The sequence below is a fragment of the Clostridium sp. 'White wine YQ' genome (genome assembly GCF_028728205.1).
GTDB lineage: Bacteria > Bacillota > Clostridia > Clostridiales > Clostridiaceae > Clostridium_T.
Map to the genome: position 1 here is coordinate 2,300,663 of NZ_JAQYUU010000001.1, position 18,320 is coordinate 2,318,982.

Consider the following 18,320-nt stretch of genomic DNA (forward strand, 5'->3'; position numbering starts at 1 on the left):
TAACTTTTAGTAGTCTTAGATAAATAATCCTGTGAATATTATAATTAATCTGAGAGGTGTTTTTATGCAAAAAACAAAAATGATTTTTACAATTGGACCGGCATCTAATAACGAAGAAATATTAAGGGAATTTATTAAAATTGGAATGAGCGTAGCAAGACTCAACTGCTCTCATGGAACGCAAGATGATCATAGAAAGAATATCAATATACTAAAGAAATTAAGAGATGAATTATCTACTCCTACAGGTATTCTTCTTGATATTAAAGGCCCTAAAATAAGAACTCATAATTTTATAAATGATGTAGCAAAATTAAAAAAAGGAGATAAATTTTCTTTTTTATGCTCAGGTGAGATATTAGGAGATAATACAAAATGCTCTATCTCTTATGAAGAATTATATAAGGATATAAAAGTTGGAGGTACAATCCTTGTAGATGATGGTCTTCTTGAATTTAAGGTTTTAGAAGTTCGTGATAAAGAAATTATAACCGAAGTTATTATCGGCGGAGAAATAAAGAGCCATAAAGGAGTTAATGTTCCAAATGTAAAAATTAAACTTCCTGCTCTTACCGATAAAGATAAAGCAGATATTGTCTTTGGATGTAAAGAAGAGGTTGACTTCTTCGCAATATCTTTTGTAAGAAAAGCTGAAGATATAGTAGAAGCTAGAAAATTGCTTAGTGAAAATAATGGTGAAAAAATCAAACTAATTGCTAAAATAGAAAGTCAAGAAGGCGTAGATAATATTGATGAAATTATCGAGGTTACTGACGGTGTTATGGTTGCAAGAGGTGATATGGGCGTTGAAATTCCAATAGAAAGAGTTCCTATATTACAAAAGCAAATAATAAAGAAATGTAATGCATCTGGCAAGGTTGTAATTACAGCTACTCAAATGTTAGATTCAATGATTAAAAATTCTAGACCTACAAGAGCTGAAGCCTGCGATATCTGTAATGCTATTTTTGATGGTACAGATGCTATTATGCTTTCAGGAGAAAGTGCAGCTGGTGCTTATCCACTTGAAGCTGCTAGAACAATGAGTAGAATAGCATTGGAAGCTGAAGCAAATTTTGATTATGTGGGCTTTACTTCAAATCTAAGGGAACCCTCTTTATCAGCATTTGAAGATGCTATAAGTTATACAGCTTCAAGAACAGCAAATATCCTACCTACTAAGGCTATAGTTGCTGCTACTAAAAGCGGTGCTACTGCAAAATTAATTTCTAAATATAAACCTAGATGTCCAATTGTTGCCATAACTCCTTTTGAAAATGTCAGAAGAAGTTTATCTCTTAACTTTGGTATAATACCTGAGTTATGTGAAATGTTTAATACAACAGATGACATAATCAATGAGGCTAGAGAAAGTGCTCTTAGACTTAAATTAGCTGAAATAGGAGATAATATATTAGTAGCAGCTGGAATGCCTACAACCCACGTTGGCGGAACTAATATGCTTAAGATTGAAAAAATATAATAACTTAACAATAAAAAAAGAGGCTGAGCCTCTTTTTTTATATTGTATATTATTTAGAACTTAAAATCTTTGAAAAGATCTGCTAAACTTTCCCCTTCAAAGGTATCATTGAATTTCTCATATTCTCTTGATTTTTCAACTGCATCTTTTATGCTTAAACTTATCTTTTTATCATTTAAGTTTACATCAAGAATCTTAACTTTAATTTCTTGACCAATTGTTAAAACGTCAGAGGCTTTTGCAATGTTTTCCTCAGATATTTCTGATATATGAACTAATCCTTCAACCCCTGGGAATAATTCTACAAATGCACCGAAGTTAGTAAACTTAACAACTTTTCCATTAACAATATCATTTATCTTTAATGTAGTAGCAGTATCTTGCCAAGGATCTTTTTTGACATCTTTTAATATTAGAGAAAGTCTTTCTTTCTCAACATCAAAATCTCCAACAAAAACCTCTACAGTTTCTCCTGCTGAAACTACTTCTTCGGCTCTATTAACTCTTCCCCATGATAAATCTGACAAATGAATTAATCCTTCAATTCCTCCAATATCAACGAATGCACCGAACTTAACAATTCTGCTAACTTTTCCTTCCCTTTTTTCACCTTTCTTAAGTGAATTCCAAAGAACTTTTTTATTTTCACTATAAGCTTCTTCCTCAATTACTCTCCTAGAAGCAACTATATTTTTTTCTCTTTTATTAAATTCTATTATTCTAACTTCTAATTGCTTACCAATTAAAGTAGCTATGTTTGTTCCTCTTTCTCTAGAAACTTGTGATGCAGGCAAGAATATTCTTATTCCTTTGTAGCTTGTAACTAGCCCACCTTTTACTTCTTCTTTTATAGTTATATTTATTGGCTTTTTAGTTTCATATGCTTCGTATATTTCATCCCAAACCAATATTTCATCGGCTCTTTTCTTAGATAATACCACATTTCCATCTCCATCATCTAAGCTTAAAATCATTACTTTTATTTTATCTTGAGTTTTTAACAATTCACTTGTAGAAACATCTTCATAAGATATCTCCTCTTTTTTTATAATTCCATCCTTATAATAGTTTATATTAACCATTACTTCATCCTGATTTACAGATATAACTTCACCTGATATTATATCTCCTTTATTAAGGCGCTTTACATCATAATCCTTAAGTAATTCACCCATTGACATTGAGTTATTTTCTTCATTATTCATAATACCACTCCAAACTTTTCAATAATAAATAAAGTCACACTAATATTTTAAATCACCTTTTATTTTATTACAATTAATAATATTTATCACCCTATTATTTAATAATATAATGCTTTTGTTCCCTTGGATTATACTAATTTCTTATGCTATAATTTTAAATATAAATATAATACTTACAACTTTTTGAATTAGTTAGAAATATCAAGAAATATTTAGATTTGCAGAGTATTAATGAGTTATTTTTAAAATTTGATTTTATTCATTATTAAATAACCTAAAATAATTTATTTATTAACTTGTTAAGTGGTATTATATACTATATAATACTTACATAGACTAATTCTTTCAGTAATGCTATTTCGGGGGTGAGCTTATTAAGAATAAAAAACGTAATCTGATTATAACAACTATTTTGACTTTCATTTTTATTTTTACTTCAATATCACTTGATGTTGGAAATATTTTAAACAGTGGAATTAAAGGTTCTGTTGTCTATGCTAAAGGCAAAAGCGGTTCATTTAAATCCAGTTCATCAAAATCATCTTCAAGTGGATATAAATCAGGTTCATTTTCAAGCGGTGGAAGTTCTCCATCAAAATACAAATCAAGTTCTTCTAGTAGTTCTAGTTCATCTTCAGGTGGATATAAGACAGGAGGATTTACTAATAGCAAACCAAAAGATAATAGTACTCAAAGTACTGAGAGTAGTAGTTCAAATAATAACAAGAATTATAGCGATTCAGGAGGTAGAAGTAGCTTTTGGGCTTGGATACCATTCATAGGAAGTGGATATCATTCAAATTACTCTACAGGTTTTTTAGGATATCACTCAAGTCCAATATCTATGATTTTCAAAACAATAATTGCTATAGTTGTAGTAGTATTGGTAATCTACGTAATTAAAATGATTAAATTTTAGGAGGTAACTTACAAATGGGAATATTTAATAGGATGTCAAATATGTTTAAAGCAAAGGTTAATAGTACATTGGATGAAATGGAAAATCCAATAGAATTACTTGATCAAAAATTAAAGGATATGGAAGAACAACTATCTAAAGCAAAATTAAATTCGGCTCAAATAATAGGTAATGTTCAAACAATTAAAAAGAATATGGATACAGCTCAAAGAGAAGCTGCTGATTTTGATGAAAAAGTAAAACTTGCCCTATCTAAGGGAAATGAAGATCTTGCTAAAAGAGCTTTACAAAAGAAATTAGATGCAGATAAGAAATATGAAGGCTTAAAAACCAGCTATGAAACTGCTAAAGTTCAAGCTGAAGCAATCAAAAAGAACTTAGTTGCTTTAGAAGATGAAATACAAAAAACAAGACAATATAGAGATGAGGCTGCTGCAAGATACTCTACAGCTCAAGCTTCTGAAAAAGTAAATGAAATTTTAGCTAATGTTCAAACAAAAAGTAATTCTATCCAAATAGATTCTATAGAAAGAAAAATTCAAAGAACAGAAGCTAAAGCTAATGGCCTAGCAGAACTAAGAGAAATTGATGATTTTGATTCACAATTCGAAAAGCTTGAAGAGTCAGATTTAGATTTAGAGCTAGAAAAATATAAAAATGGTACTGTTTAATAATTTTACTTTAGGTTTGGTGAGTATTAATGAATAGCGATTTCGAAATAATTACTAGAGAAAAAGATAAATGGGGGAAAATATATACAGATATATTTTATGCTATAGACAATATTTCTCCCTTCCTTCCTGAGGACTTTTTAAAAAAGAAAAAGTTTTATGTTAAAGGTAAAGTTCTAAAAGATTTTATTAATCTTTTAGAAGAAGAGGAGCAAAAGGGAAATAAGAAAGGCTTTTTCAATAAGTTTTCTTCTCCAAACCTTAGCTCAATTAATAATTTCAAAGAACAAAATAAAGATACATTAACACAATTAGAGAACTGTTCAAAATGTGCTTGCCTAAATTGTGTTGTAGAATGCTCATTCAAGACTTGTTCTGGATGTAGAAGAAATTCATTTATTAAAACCTGTGATCACTCTAAAATTAATGTCAGACTTCATAGTGGCTTTACTTTAAACCTTACAAATAATGATTCAGGTAAAGAGGATAGATTTAAAGTTCTCGCAACCTTAGAAAATTGTGAGAAGGATCAAGAATATATAATAATCCAAAACATAATGGATAGTAACGATAGATATATTCTATATTTATATCCTGGTATCAAAGAAGACACCTATGGAGAAATTACTGATGAAGAAGAGTTTGATTTAATCGCAGAAAGTTTTGAAAGTATAGAAGCTTAGTGAAACTTCTATAGAAAAAAAGAGGCATTGGCCTCTTTTTTTTATTTATTATATTCTGATATCTTTTCTGCAATCTCATTTAGGTATTCCCATCTCTCATACTTTAAAGCCAATTCTTCCTCAACCTCTTCTTTTTCCTTTAATAGCACTTGCAGTTTTCCGTAATCTGTTACAGTCTTTGATATTTCTAACTCTATTTCTTCCAGTTTCTTTTCAATTTTTTCGATTACTCCATCAATTTCTTCATATTCTTTCTGCTCATTATATGAAAACTTTGGTCTTTCATCTTTATTTTTCTTTCTTTCCTTTTGAACCTTTTGTTCTTTAGGAATTTCAACAGTTTTTAACTCTCTTTTTATAAGATAATCGCTAAAATTACCTGTATATTCACTTATTATTCCTTCTCCTTCATATGCAAAAATTTTATGACATAATCTATCTAAGAAATACCTATCATGGGATACAATTATAAGTATTCCTCCAAAGTCATCAAGAAAATCCTCAAGTATCTGTAAGGTTTCTATATCTAAATCATTTGTGGGCTCATCTAATATCAGCACATTTGGTGCTTCCATAAGAACTCTTAATAGCTGTAATCTTCTCTTTTCTCCTCCTGACAATTTACCTATTAGAGTATATTGCATGTTCCCATCAAACATAAATCTCTCACACATTTGTGAAGCTGTTATATTAACTCCATTAGAAACTGGTATTACTTCTCCCCCTTCTCTTACATAGTCGATTACTCTCATACTTTCATCCATCTCAGAACTATCTTGGGAAAAGCATCCTAACTTTACTGTTTCTCCGATTTCGATACTTCCACTGTCAAGTTCAATCTTGTTTGCAATAAGGTTTATCAAAGTTGTTTTTCCCATTCCATTACTTCCAACTATTCCAACTCTATCACCTTTTTTAAATATATATGAGAAGTTGTTTATAAGTAGTTTATCACCAAAGGATTTACTAATATTATTTATTTCTATAGATTTATTGCCTAATCTAGTTCCTATTAAGCTTAACTCTACATCTCCTCTAGGTTCAATATATTCATAGTTTACCAATTCATCAAATCTTTGAAGTCTTGCTTTTTGTTTTGTTGTTCTTGCTTTAGCACCTCTTTTAACCCACTTTAATTCCTTCTGAATAAGGCTAGCCCTTTTCTCTTCTTGGCTTTTTTCTATTTCAAGTCTCTCACTCTTTTTTATAAGAAAATCAGAGTAATTACCTTGGTAACTATATATCTTTCCCCTATCTAATTCTATAATTCTATTTACAACTATATCAAGAAAATATCTATCATGCGTAATCATTATAAGTGCGCCTTTTCTAAGATTAAGATATTCCTCTAACCATTCTATACTATCACTATCTAAATGGTTTGTAGGCTCATCTAAAAGAAGCAAGTCACAAGGTGTTATTAATGCTGAAGCTAGTGCAACTCTTTTCTTTTGTCCTCCAGATAAAGTACCCACCTTTTGATGATAATTACTTATTCCTAACTTATTTAGTATTATCTTTGCGTCACTTTCTAGCCCCCAAAGATTTAAATCTTCAATTTCACCTTGAAGTTTTATAAACTTTTCCTGATTATATTCTTCTCCTGCTTCTAAAGAATTAAGAATATCCTCATATTCTCTCAGTAATTTCATTTCTTTTGAATCTCCCTTAAAAATCTGCTCTAACACAGTAGCCTCTGGAGTAAAATCTTGACTTTGTGATAAGTATTCAATTCTAATATTTTTCATCTTAGAAATATCCCCGTCAAAGAACTCTTCTTTTCCTCCAATTATTTTTAGAAGTGTTGACTTTCCAGCACCATTTATACCTATTAATCCTATTTTATCTCCTTCATTTATACCTAATGAAATATTATCTAATAGAATTTTTTCACTATAGCTTTTGTTTATATTTTCAAGATTTATTAAATTCATTATATGCTCCTTTATTTTCTTCGGATATTTTATTACTGATATTATAATACACAAACCTAATTATTTTCTATAAAAATAAAGAAGGGATATTTCCCCTCTTTAAAACTATATATTCAAATTTATTATACTCTACTTCATAACCTTATCTAAAATAGATAATATTTCATCTATTTTTTCTTCAGCATCATATTCCCTTTTAATCGCAGCCTTAACACAGTGTGTCATATGTTGTTTTAATATTAATTTATTAGCTTTTCTTAGAAGTGCTTGAACTGCAATAATTTGATTTGAAATATCAACACAGTATCTATCATCTTCTATCATTTTTATTATTCCCTCTATTTGCCCTTTTCCTGTTTTAAGGCTTTGCAAAGCTTGTTTCTTTTCTTCGTTCATCCTTTTTCCTCCTGAACCTTAGTATATTCAATGATAAACTAAAGCTGAGATTGCTTCATACTATTATAGCAATAATTAATTATATCACTTCTCTTTATTATCCCAATAAATGTTCCGTTATCATCTACTACTGGTACAAAATTTTGACTTACGGCAAGAGATATTATACTTTCAATTGAAGAATTAATTGAGACACTTTTGTGTTTTATTCTTCTAGGTATTTCTTTAACTTTTACTGTGTGAGTATTTTTAAAATTTAAGTCTGGGCTATTTTTAAGCTCCCATAACAAATCTCCTTCAGTAAGGGTTCCTACATACTTTCCACTTTTATCTATAAGCGGAATTGCTGTATAACCATGGTGCTCCATTCTCTCCATTACCTGCCTCATAGTAGCGTCAACATTCTCGTAAATAACCTCATTCTTAGGTGTTAGAAAAAATGCTATATTCATACTCTTTCCCCTTAAAATTTAAAATAATCTGTTCTTCTATTTTAACACATCTTAAATGTAAATGTTATACTTTTGATAATATATCTATATTGTAAATAAAATGTAATTTGTTTTTTCAAATTTATCAATTTACCTTTTGAAATTTATAGGAAACATCCATATATTCCATCTGATTTAAAGGAGTTTTAATCTCATTATAAACTTCTTTTCCTGTAAAAGTTTTTTTAATAATAACCTCATGTAGAATTTTACATCTACATTTTTTACAAGAATCTATGCCCATAAATCTCCAATAGAATAACTTGAAAGGTTGTTCTAACTCCATTGGATTTTTGCATCTTGGACAAGTCATATTCACCCTATTATAATCAATTTTAAAAGCTTCTAAATTTTTAATAACTAGCGCAGGCATATTAAAAATATCATAAACTATATAATTTTTTATAATTCTAGGGTTATATATTCTTTTAAATACTTTTGAAGTATAATCTGCATCATTTAATGCATCATGCAATTTATTATCGTCACTTACCTGTATTTTTAATTCTAAAAGCGCATTTTTTAAACTAATAGATTTTTTATGTGCTAGAACCTTTGTACAATATTCCTGAATATCTAAATATTCTTTTAACCAACTTATTTCTTTATAGCCATGAAAATTTGAATTTATTATAATTTCTGCTATATCATTTTTAGCCCAAGAGCATATTATATCATCCTTTCCTATAAACGCTCTCAGCCTATCCATAGCTTCGAAATAACCTACGCCCTCATTAATATCCTCTTCTTGTATGCCTGTAATTTCAGTAATCTTTGGATTTAATATTTTAAAGGCTGTTGGCTTAATATAAAGCTTTAATTCTTCAGTTTTCTGCATAAACTTATCTAGCTTAACTGCTCCAATCTCTATTATTTCATTATCTATTTCTAGATTTCTTATATCTTTATTTTCTTCATAAAAATTTGGAAAATATTTGCTTATCTCTCCTAAGTTATTGAATTCTAAATCTATTATAACAAACCCCATTTTATCTCCTTTTTACACTACTCTACTTTAAAGGATCTATCCATTCCTCTTAATAATTCCAATTGCCACACCTAAGATATTAACTTCTTTGCCCTCTAAGTATATTGGATCATATTTATCATTCTCTGGCATTAACACAGGTGCTTCACCATTAAGTTTTAATCTCTTTAAAGTTGCATTCCCTTCTATATCTACTGCTACTATTTCGTTATGATCTGCCACAGACTTTTTATTAATAGCAACTATGTCACCATGAAATATATTAGCATTTTCCATTGAGTCCCCTTTTACTCTAAGGAAAAATACTTCATTACTACTCTTTATCCATTCCTTAGGTAGATGAATCATTTCTTCCACCTCTTCATTTATAAAAATTGGTTCTCCTGCTGCTATATTTGAGAATAAAGGAAACTCCTTTATATCATTTTCTTTGTAAGTATATTCACCCTTATCATTTTTTTCAACAATTTCATGAGTATTTATTGATGTATCTTTAAAAAAGTTTCTTTTCACACCTTTGTTTATATCAATAAATTCATAATTCTCTATTGGGTTCCATTGATTATAAAAGTTTTTAAACTGTTCATTAAACCTAAAAGTTCGCGATTTAATATCCTTAAATGGATTTATAACCATTTTTTCTTCACCCAAAATATAAATTATAGAACTATATTCCTGTGGCTTTAATAAGGAATCTATAAAGTTAATCTCTTTTAAACTTAAACCTTCACAGTTATCTAAAACTATATGAGTGTATATCCCATTAGTTTTTTTTGAATATTCATGAGCATAATTTACTTCATCATATCTATCCATCAACCCACACTGTGTTAATTTTTCATTATAGGAAGAAAGTAAATCATATAGTGCTTCTCTTGTTTTAGAACCTTTACCTATGCGACCTTCTCTCCCTTTTCGTCGGGCATCTAGATACTCAACCTTAGAAAATCCATTTGACTTAATCCATCTAAATTCATCTTTTAAAAATCTACAATCTACATTTTGAATAAATTTAGATTTTTTATATTCACTTTTTTTATCTTCAAATATAGATTTTATTAAGTTTTCCTCTTCTTCAAAGGAGACATACTTAAGTGAAAGCATTTTATCTCTTAAAAAACCTTGAGCAAACGAAGTAATTATATCCTCTAATGCTACTACCTCTACTCCTTTGTTAAAATAAGAAAATAGTGAAAAATATTTATTTTCAACCTCTGATTTTACATCTTGATATAGCTCCTGAACCTTATCTTTTAAATTTTTCTCTGAAATAATATATATTATCTTTTCATCAGGGAAAAGTCTATAATTATTCTCTATATTAACTACTCTATATATTGCTGCTGTTGTTTTTCCAGTTAATTTTTTGCCTTTTAGAAATTGATATCCTAAACTTTTAGAATTCACAAATCTACTCTGACTCTTATTTAACTCCATTTCGTCCTCCTAATCTTTAGTACAATAACTTCTTCTACCATTATAGCACACTATATAACCTAAAGTTCTGAGAACAAAGTTTAAAAAGATATGAAATTTCTACTAAATTTTCGTTACCCAAATTTAATTATCTAGTCTTATTCCGGCCATCTTCATTAAATATTCTGCATTTCTAGTTGTACTTTTTCCTTCTCTAAGTTTATAGTCAAACCTAATTTCATTATCTACATAATACTCTCTAAAGTGTAAATTTTTAATTCTTCTATCTTCTTGTTCAAGCTCACACAATTCTAAATCATGAGTTGAAACTAAGCCTTTTGCTCCCTTACCCATAAGTTGCTTTATAAGCATTTCAGCACCAGTATGTCTATCTACTGAATTTGTTCCTTTAAAAATTTCATCAAGTAAGTAGAATACTTTCTTTTCGCTTTCTGTTGCTCTTATTATATTTTTTACTCTTAATATTTCAGCATAAAAAGATGAAATACCTTCCTCCAGATTATCCTTGGTTCTCATACAAGTATACGGAATCATTACACCAAGCTTAAGTTTCCTGCCATTTACGGGTAACCCTAAGTAAGAAAACACCATATTAATACCTATTGTCCTCAGAAAGGTACTCTTTCCTGACATATTTGAACCAGTAATAAGTGCTGTTTGAATTGGCTTAGTTAAGTTAAAGGAATTCTTTATTCCTTGAGGCACAATTAATGGATGCGCCAAATCCTCTGCTACTATTTCATCTTCTTCAATAATTTCAGGAATGCTCCAATTTTCATTATCAAAATATATATTACTTAATGCTGATAAGGCTTCTACTTCTCCTAACGCATCAAGCCAAAGTTCAACGCTATTTTTATTCTTTAGTTTCCACCTTTCTAGTTTAGCCATAAGAACAAAATCCCACATTAGTAAGGAATTAAAAATCCAATATATCATATTTCCTCTATCAAATAGCATATCTCCAATGGATGTTATCTCTTTCATCTCATTTGAAGCCATTACATTACCTTTTAATATTCCTACTACATTTAAATTAATTTCTTCTTTAAAGTCTTCATTTTCAATAGCTGCTATCATCTTGTAATAAGAAGACAAATTAGTTTTAAAAGAGTAAATCTCCTCTAATGCTCTTCCTATTTCCTTTTTCTTTAATGTTAATATAGCTCCATTTACAATTAAAGCTAGTAGAAATAATGAAACCGGCTTTTTAAAAATGATAACAGATCCTAATATTACAATTGAAATTATAGGCATTATAAATCTAATTAGATTAGCTTGTGAGGACAAAAACCATGAATTTTCTTCCTTAACCCAACTAATAAAGTTTTTTGTCTTTTCAATAGGACTTTTTCTCAGTAAAGGTATAAATTCAAGTCTCTGCCTAAAATCGATCTTTGCTGCTAACTCTTTTAGAGATTTTTGCCTTTTAGAAATTTCTTCAGCCGTTCCAGTTTCTGTGCTAGAAAGTATTTCTGCAAGCTTTTCTCTCCCATAAAAGGTTTTAGTAGTATTTATCCACTGAAAAAGCGAATTATCACCAAATATATCTAAATCATTTATAAAAGGATGTTCTGAACTTAAATATTCTTCTCCCTTATCATTAAATTCTTTCCATTCACCTTTTGCTCTTTTAATATGTTCATTATTAATATCAATTAATAAGTTAAATTCCTTAAGTTTTTCTTTTTCTTTTGTGTGAATATATGCAATAAATACAAATACTAATATTAATAACAATGAAGCTAAAATAAAGGCAAATCCTTTTTGTTTTATTATATAATACACTGAAATTCCAAATAGAATAAATATTATCCCCCGTATTAGTGCAATTCTATTTATACTTGAATTTACCTCGTCTATTTTTTCATTTATTTTCTCAATATTTCCCTCATAAATCTTTTGACTACTCATAAAATCCCACCGTTTCCAATCTTACTAAAGTTTATCTCTATTAATACATTATACCCCAAAAATAAATAAAAGAAGAGACATATATCCCTTCTTTTTCCTATTTTATTGAACTTAAACTATTATATATTCTATCTAAATTTTCTTTCATTGCGTCTAAATAGTTCAAATTATCTTCTCTTGTTTCTAGTGTATATATTTTTTGTATTTTTGAACCTGACTCTCTTGATATTGTTTCAGCATCCTTTTCACTACCTGAATTCTCCATGAATATTGTATTAATTTTATTTGTTTTTGCATAAGTAACTATTTCTGCGAGCTTCTGAGGAGTATTCTCTCCCTCCCCAAACAAATTTTCTAGAGATTTCTGCTGAAGATTAAAATCTCTACATAAGTATCCGAAAGCTTCATGAGATGTTATAAAATCCTTATTATTAAGAACATTAAATCTTTTTATGTTATCATCATAAAGTTTTTGAAGTGAATCCTTATACTCTTTGTATCTAGTTTCATAGTATTCTTTATTTTTAGGATCTTTATCTTGAAGACTATTCTTTATGTTCTCGCATATCTTCTGTGCTTCTATAAGAGAAAGCCAAGCATGTGGATCTGTAGCTCCATCAGTTTTTAACACATTAATTCCTTCTGTAGCTTCAATCAACTTAACTTTACTATCACCAATGTTATTCTTAACATCCTCAATCCAATCTTCTAATCCTAAACCACTATATATAAAAATATCTGCCTCTGTAAGTTTTGCAAAATCTTTGGTCTTTGGTTCAAAATCATGAGGTTCTGAAGTTCCTGGAACTAAACTTTCTACATTTACTTTATCGCCTCCGATAGCTTCAGTAAAATCTTTTAGTGGATTAAAACTCACTATAACATTTATTTTGCCATCACTAACTTCTTTTTTATTACTGCACCCACTAAAAAGTGCCACTATGCTAAAGATAATCATTACTAATATTAAACTTTTTTTCCTCATTATACACCTCTAAGAATCTTCTTTATGCAAATGATTTGCATTTACCTTATTATACTATCATCTGCTAAAAACCTTGTCAAGCTTTAGCACCCATCAAACATTATTAACTAAAAGACAGAGACATAAACGTCTCTGTCTTCATTATTTTATAGCTAAATCATTGAGTTATTATTTTTTTATTCTCGTCGCATATAATTTTTAATTCATCTCCATTTTTACCTTTAGTTATTAAGACCACTTTTCTTCCCCAAAGCTCTTGCACATATTTTAGTGTTTCTTTAGCATAATTAAGCTCTAATTCTCTGCCATCAAATACATGTTCAAGCACAATTGAATTTTCCTTTGTATTATAATCTATTACCCTTATACATGGTATTGAACCTAATCCTGCATTGAAAGAAATTAAATCTCGTATACTTTCCCACCCTTGTTCATCTGAAACTTCTTCAACTAAAAAATCAAATCCTTTTTTTCCATACTGGAATAAATTCAATTCCTCACATAAATCTCTTGTGAGATATCTTCTTAAAAATGATGCATCTCTATCAATATCTCTTACTTCAAATATTTTCTTTCTTCCATAGGTCTCATCGATATATTGAAAAAGTCTAAATCCGATATAGTATGGATTCAAGCCCCCAACCATTGGAGCAATTACGTCATTATGCCTTTTTAAGAACTCTAATTGCAGTGATTGTGGTAAATCTAAAGAATTCAAAATATTATAATGCCAAAAACTAGCCCATCCTTCATTCATTATTTTGGTTTCAACCTGTGGCAAAAAATATTCAGTTTCTCTCTTAACTATTTTTAAAATAGTCTTCTCCCACTCTTCTAAATCCCCATACTGTATTAAAAATCCTACCACATCCTCTTCAGGCTCTAATGGAATTTTATTGATATCTGGAACTTCTATTAAATTATCTTCATCCAATATATTTTTATCTTGTATGCTCTTGTTATAATCACTCATCATTCTTTCTTTTCTTTCTTCATTGGTTATTCTCTTTTCTCCTATCACTCTTGGAATTTGAAACTTAATGGCGTGTGCAGCATCCAGAACTCTTTCCACTTTTTCATATCCTATTGATGGATGATTAATAAATCTTCTAATTGTATCTCCATCAAGCTTAAACATCTCTAAAGTATTTTTAGCTCTTGTGCCTTCCTTAAACAGCCTGTTATTTTTAAAGAAATCATTATGACCATAAACATGAGCCATAGTTAAGATTTGCAGTAATTGAGTGTTTTCTCTCATTAAGTATGCTAAGCATGGGTCAGAGTTAATAACCATTTCATATGCCAATCCAGTCAAATCCAATGAATACAATGTTTTTGTTTTTTCATAGGACTTTCCAAAACTCCAATGTGGATACCTAGATGGCATTCCTACATATGCTTCATAAGAAATCATATCGTTATAGCCTATTATTTCAAATTCTTGAGGATAAAAATTCAATCCTAATTCTCTTGCCTTGTCCTCAATTACTTCATTCCACTTTTTAAGATCATTTAAGCTATAATCCATAGGAATCCTCCTTCAACTCTTTACTTAACATGAATTTTATTCCTTGCCACAAATCTTTCTTTTCCTTAACCACTACTGATAAAAAATTCTTCCTATTTATTTCTTTTTGAAATCTATAATACATTGTTGTAGAGTATGTTGAAGGTAATAATTCTGCATATCCCATCATATTACAAACATCACACAACTTATTAACTGCCTCTAATGCTCTTTCATTATCCTCACTCCAATTATCTCCGTCAGATGCGTAGAAGGGATAAATATTCCAATAATCCGGAGGATATTTTTTCTTTATTAGGTCTAAGGCTAAATTTAATCCTGAAGAAATATATGTTCCTCCAGATTCAGCCTTATGAAAAAATTCATATTCATTAACTAGTTTGGCCGAGGTAGTATGGGATATAAATTCAAATGCTATATTATTGTATTTTCTCCTAATAAACTTTGATAAAACAAAGAAAAAACTTCTAGCCATATACTTCTTACTTACATCCATTGAACCTGATACGTCCATTATGAACATAAGTACTGCATTACTCTCTTTTTTAGGTTTCATCTTTACTCTATGATATCTTAAATCTTCTTCTCTAAATGGGAATCTCTCCAAGGCCTCTTCTTTATTAGCTTCAAATAATGCTCTCTTCTTTCCCTGCTTTCTGGCTATTTTAGCCATAACTGTTTTCTTTTTTGCTAATCTTGGATTAATACCATACTTTTGAAAACCTCTTTTCCTACCACTACTTTCAGTAACTATTTCAGAGTATTTTTTTCTATCTAGATTAGGTAAATCTAAATCCTCAATAATATAGTCCATTAATTCTTCTAATGTAATTTCAGTTTCGTATATATCTTCTCCTTCACTATTTCCTGCTTTATTACTACCTTTTCCATTTCCTTCTGAAGATCCTATTTTATCTCCTCTTTTTTCTTCTCCTGTTCCAGTTGCTACACCATTAGCATTTTTACCAAATATAAATTGATATTCTTTTATTCCTCTAATCGGAATCTTGAATTTCTTATTTTTACTTTCTCCAATTATACTTTCTTCAGATAATATATCTCCTAGATTTTCTTTAATAGATTTCTCTACTAACTGTCTATGCCTACGTCTATCCTCTATTGATCTATCATGCTCCACTGGTGTTTCAGAGTTATCTCTAAATATTGCAGCCATTTTATCAATCCTTCCATAGATTATTGGCAGCATACTTTAGAATTACATCACAACAATGTGAACAGTATCCACTCAATTTCATTTCTTCTACCATGGCATTATATTTTTCATCCTGCTCTTTATCTCTAACTCTAGATTTGGTTACAATCCTTGATAGATCTCTTACTGATGCAATTAATTTCTTTTCTATAGCGTCTTTAAGTGGTTCATAAGAGGTATAATCTAATTTCCCTCCATTTCTAACTACATAGAACATATATGAAGTTACATCTGACCTAAAGCCCTTCGAAGAGGCTTCTGATATACCTATATGTTCTTCTATACTCCTCATAAATACTTCATCTGGATTTAATTCTTCTCCTGTCGCTACATCTTTTAGCTTACTTTTATTAACATACGCCTCTGCATTATCAATATAGTTATTAAATAAGCTTTCAGCTTGTTCTCTAAATGAATGTATAAATGCTTTAGTAATTTCTTTTTCGAGAACCTTATTATATTCTTTTCTAATATTATCTTGTATTAGTCCTAAATACTTTTTCTTTTCCTCTTGAGATATGTCCATCTCCTTTACAGATTTGATCATGGTCTCCATTATTGAAAGTGGATTAATACAATTAAATTCTGAATTAGATAGTGCATTATCTATAGCCTTTATAATAAATCTAGTTGATATCCCCTTCATGCCCTCCATAGGCCCAGCTTCTTCTCTAAGTTCACCAATATCAATTCTCTTTGTGGTTCCTTTTTCCACAATATCCTCTCCATTGTAAATTTTCAGCTTTGTTATCGGATCTACTTTGGCTGAAGGTACTAATCTTGATAAAATAGCAAACATAGCTGCGATTTCCAGAGTATGTGGAGCTATATGAGCCTTAAAATTACTCTTATTTATAATCTTTTCATATATTTTTATTTCTTCGTTTAATTCTAAACAGTATGGTACTTCTATCTTTACTATTCTATCTAATATAGCTTCATTTGTATGATCTGATTTAAACTTATTCCATTCAGCCTCATTAGAATGTGCTATTATCAATCCATCAAAATATATCATGGAACCTTTACCTGGTGAAGGTATTGATTTTTCTTGAGTTGCTGTGATAATTGTGTGCAGATATTCAACATCATTTTTAAATACTTCTATAAATTCAACTAGTCCTCTATTTCCAACATTAAATGCTCCATTTAGCGAAAAAATTCTTGGATCATCTTCAGGGTACATATCCATTTTGGATATATCTACTGAACCAGTTAATATAGATGTATCTTGATTATTTGGGTCTACAGGAGGTACTACCCCTATCCCCTTTCTGCTTCTTATAGAAAAGTTCTTTGTTTCTACAGGGAAATCTTCATATTTACCATTAAACTCATTGATAAGTCTATATTTACATACTGGACACAAATCTCCTTCTATTTGTACACCTAGAGATTCTTCAAAATTCTTTCTTAAATGCTTTGGTATCAAGTGTAATGGTTCCTCATGCATTGGACATCCTTTTAATGAGTAGATTGGATCAGCAGTTTCTAATGCTTGTTTAAGTGACTCTACTAATGAAGACTTTCCTGCTCCTACTGGTCCTACAAGATACAAGACCTGTCTTGCTTCTTCACCTTTCATTGATGCAGCTTTAAAATAGTTTACAAGTTTCATAATAACTTTATCAATTCCAAAAAAATCTTCTGTGAAAAAATTGTACCTCTTAACACCTTCACTACCAAAAAGCTTTTTAATTTTAGGATTATCCTCTGACCTTAAATTTCTAAATCCCTGGCTTAGGATTATATCATATATTCTCTCGTGAGCTAGCTTCGCTACATCAGGATTTTCCTTAACTATTTGTAAATAGTCTAAAAATGTACCTTGAAATTTATGTTTGTTATGCTTCTCTCTATCACTTTGAATAAATTCCTTGAAGTTCATAAGCACATCCCTCCTTTGTTTAAATATATTCATATAGATAAACATCTTATTACAAAAAAAAATTATCAAAGTAATAATATCTATTTAATAGTTACTATTAAAAATTAATACTTTATCATATTTACTTATTTTATAAACAAAAAAGGTAGAGGAAATCCCTCTACCTTTTTTGTTTAATTATCTATTCAACAATTTGATTTTTTTCAACTCTTACAGCTGTTCCATAGCATAGTACCTCTGTTATTCCTTGAGCTACTTCATTTGCATCGTATCTAACGCCTATTATTGCATTAGCTCCAAGATCTGCTGCATGTTCTAGCATAAGTTCAAAAGAGTCTTCTCTTGCAGTTTCACATAAATCAGTATATATACTTATATTTCCACCCACTATGCTTTGTAAACCTGCTCCAATGTTACCAACTATACTTCTAGAACGAACTATAATACCTCTAACAAGGCCTAAATTCTCAACAATTGTGTAACCATGTAAATCAAAAGCTGTAGTAACTAACTTTTTATCCATAATAAACCCTCATTTCATTTTTTCTATATTATACCATGTGTTTTTTTAGCTTACATTAATAT

General features: G+C 29.5%; 16 protein-coding genes. 4 read left to right on the forward strand and 12 right to left on the reverse strand.

What is annotated here, in order from left to right; all coding sequences use genetic code 11:
• Window positions 1-64: 64 nt before the first annotated feature.
• The gene (pyk, locus tag PTZ02_RS11450; RefSeq protein ID WP_274227911.1) at window positions 65-1,483 is read left to right on the forward strand and encodes a pyruvate kinase; all 1,419 of its coding nucleotides are present in this window, start codon (window positions 65-67) and stop codon (window positions 1,481-1,483) included.
• A 53-nt stretch (window positions 1,484-1,536) separates the two neighbouring features.
• Here pyk and rpsA read toward each other — a convergent pair whose 3' ends face one another.
• Window positions 1,537-2,688: a 30S ribosomal protein S1 gene (gene rpsA / locus PTZ02_RS11455; protein ID WP_274227912.1), complete on the reverse strand. Its 1,152-nt coding sequence runs from the start codon at window positions 2,686-2,688 to the stop codon at window positions 1,537-1,539.
• Between the two features lie 412 nt (window positions 2,689-3,100).
• Between rpsA and PTZ02_RS11460 the strand changes: the two genes are divergently transcribed.
• From PTZ02_RS11460 to PTZ02_RS11470, 3 genes are read left to right on the forward strand one after another with little or no spacing between them, the layout of a single operon-like run.
• Window positions 3,101-3,607 (forward strand): hypothetical protein, encoded by a 507-nt coding sequence (locus tag PTZ02_RS11460; RefSeq protein ID WP_274227913.1) that lies wholly within the window; start codon window positions 3,101-3,103, stop codon window positions 3,605-3,607.
• A gap of 14 nt (window positions 3,608-3,621) precedes the next feature.
• Window positions 3,622-4,278, forward strand: coding sequence for a PspA/IM30 family protein (locus PTZ02_RS11465; RefSeq protein WP_274227914.1), 657 nt, complete (start codon window positions 3,622-3,624; stop codon window positions 4,276-4,278).
• A gap of 29 nt (window positions 4,279-4,307) precedes the next feature.
• Window positions 4,308-4,961 carry a DUF1292 domain-containing protein gene (locus PTZ02_RS11470; protein WP_274227915.1) on the forward strand — a complete coding sequence of 218 codons (654 nt, stop codon included), beginning with the start codon at window positions 4,308-4,310 and terminating at the stop codon, window positions 4,959-4,961.
• A 41-nt stretch (window positions 4,962-5,002) separates the two neighbouring features.
• Here PTZ02_RS11470 and PTZ02_RS11475 read toward each other — a convergent pair whose 3' ends face one another.
• The 11 genes from PTZ02_RS11475 to PTZ02_RS11525 form a co-directional block, all read right to left on the reverse strand.
• Window positions 5,003-6,895, reverse strand: coding sequence for an ABC-F family ATP-binding cassette domain-containing protein (locus PTZ02_RS11475; RefSeq protein WP_274227916.1), 1,893 nt, complete (start codon window positions 6,893-6,895; stop codon window positions 5,003-5,005).
• Window positions 6,896-7,024: 129 nt separating this feature from the next.
• Window positions 7,025-7,291 carry a metal-sensing transcriptional repressor gene (locus PTZ02_RS11480; protein WP_274227917.1) on the reverse strand — a complete coding sequence of 89 codons (267 nt, stop codon included), beginning with the start codon at window positions 7,289-7,291 and terminating at the stop codon, window positions 7,025-7,027.
• A 38-nt stretch (window positions 7,292-7,329) separates the two neighbouring features.
• Window positions 7,330-7,743 (reverse strand): CBS domain-containing protein, encoded by a 414-nt coding sequence (locus PTZ02_RS11485; RefSeq protein WP_274227918.1) that lies wholly within the window; start codon window positions 7,741-7,743, stop codon window positions 7,330-7,332.
• 124 nt (window positions 7,744-7,867) lie between these two features.
• Window positions 7,868-8,770, reverse strand: coding sequence for a 3'-5' exonuclease (locus PTZ02_RS11490; RefSeq protein WP_274227919.1), 903 nt, complete (start codon window positions 8,768-8,770; stop codon window positions 7,868-7,870).
• A 36-nt stretch (window positions 8,771-8,806) separates the two neighbouring features.
• Window positions 8,807-10,207, reverse strand: a complete 1,401-nt coding sequence (gene lexA / locus PTZ02_RS11495; protein ID WP_274227920.1) for a transcriptional repressor LexA — start codon at window positions 10,205-10,207, stop codon at window positions 8,807-8,809.
• Between the two features lie 123 nt (window positions 10,208-10,330).
• Window positions 10,331-12,121 carry a MutS-related protein gene (locus tag PTZ02_RS11500; RefSeq protein WP_274227921.1) on the reverse strand — a complete coding sequence of 597 codons (1,791 nt, stop codon included), beginning with the start codon at window positions 12,119-12,121 and terminating at the stop codon, window positions 10,331-10,333.
• A 97-nt stretch (window positions 12,122-12,218) separates the two neighbouring features.
• Window positions 12,219-13,106 (reverse strand): metal ABC transporter substrate-binding protein, encoded by an 888-nt coding sequence (locus PTZ02_RS11505; protein WP_274227922.1) that lies wholly within the window; start codon window positions 13,104-13,106, stop codon window positions 12,219-12,221.
• A gap of 157 nt (window positions 13,107-13,263) precedes the next feature.
• Window positions 13,264-14,634, reverse strand: coding sequence for a SpoVR family protein (locus PTZ02_RS11510; protein WP_274227923.1), 1,371 nt, complete (start codon window positions 14,632-14,634; stop codon window positions 13,264-13,266).
• Complete coding sequence (gene yhbH, locus PTZ02_RS11515; protein WP_274227924.1) at window positions 14,624-15,808, reverse strand: sporulation protein YhbH; 1,185 nt, start codon at window positions 15,806-15,808, stop codon at window positions 14,624-14,626. Before yhbH ends, PTZ02_RS11510 begins: the two co-directional genes overlap by 11 nt.
• A 4-nt stretch (window positions 15,809-15,812) precedes the next feature.
• On the reverse strand, window positions 15,813-17,735 hold the full coding sequence (locus PTZ02_RS11520; RefSeq protein ID WP_274227925.1) for a PrkA family serine protein kinase: 1,923 nt from the start codon (window positions 17,733-17,735) through the stop codon (window positions 15,813-15,815).
• 181 nt (window positions 17,736-17,916) lie between these two features.
• Window positions 17,917-18,258, reverse strand: a complete 342-nt coding sequence (locus PTZ02_RS11525; protein WP_274227926.1) for a YbjQ family protein — start codon at window positions 18,256-18,258, stop codon at window positions 17,917-17,919.
• Window positions 18,259-18,320: the final 62 nt, after the last annotated feature.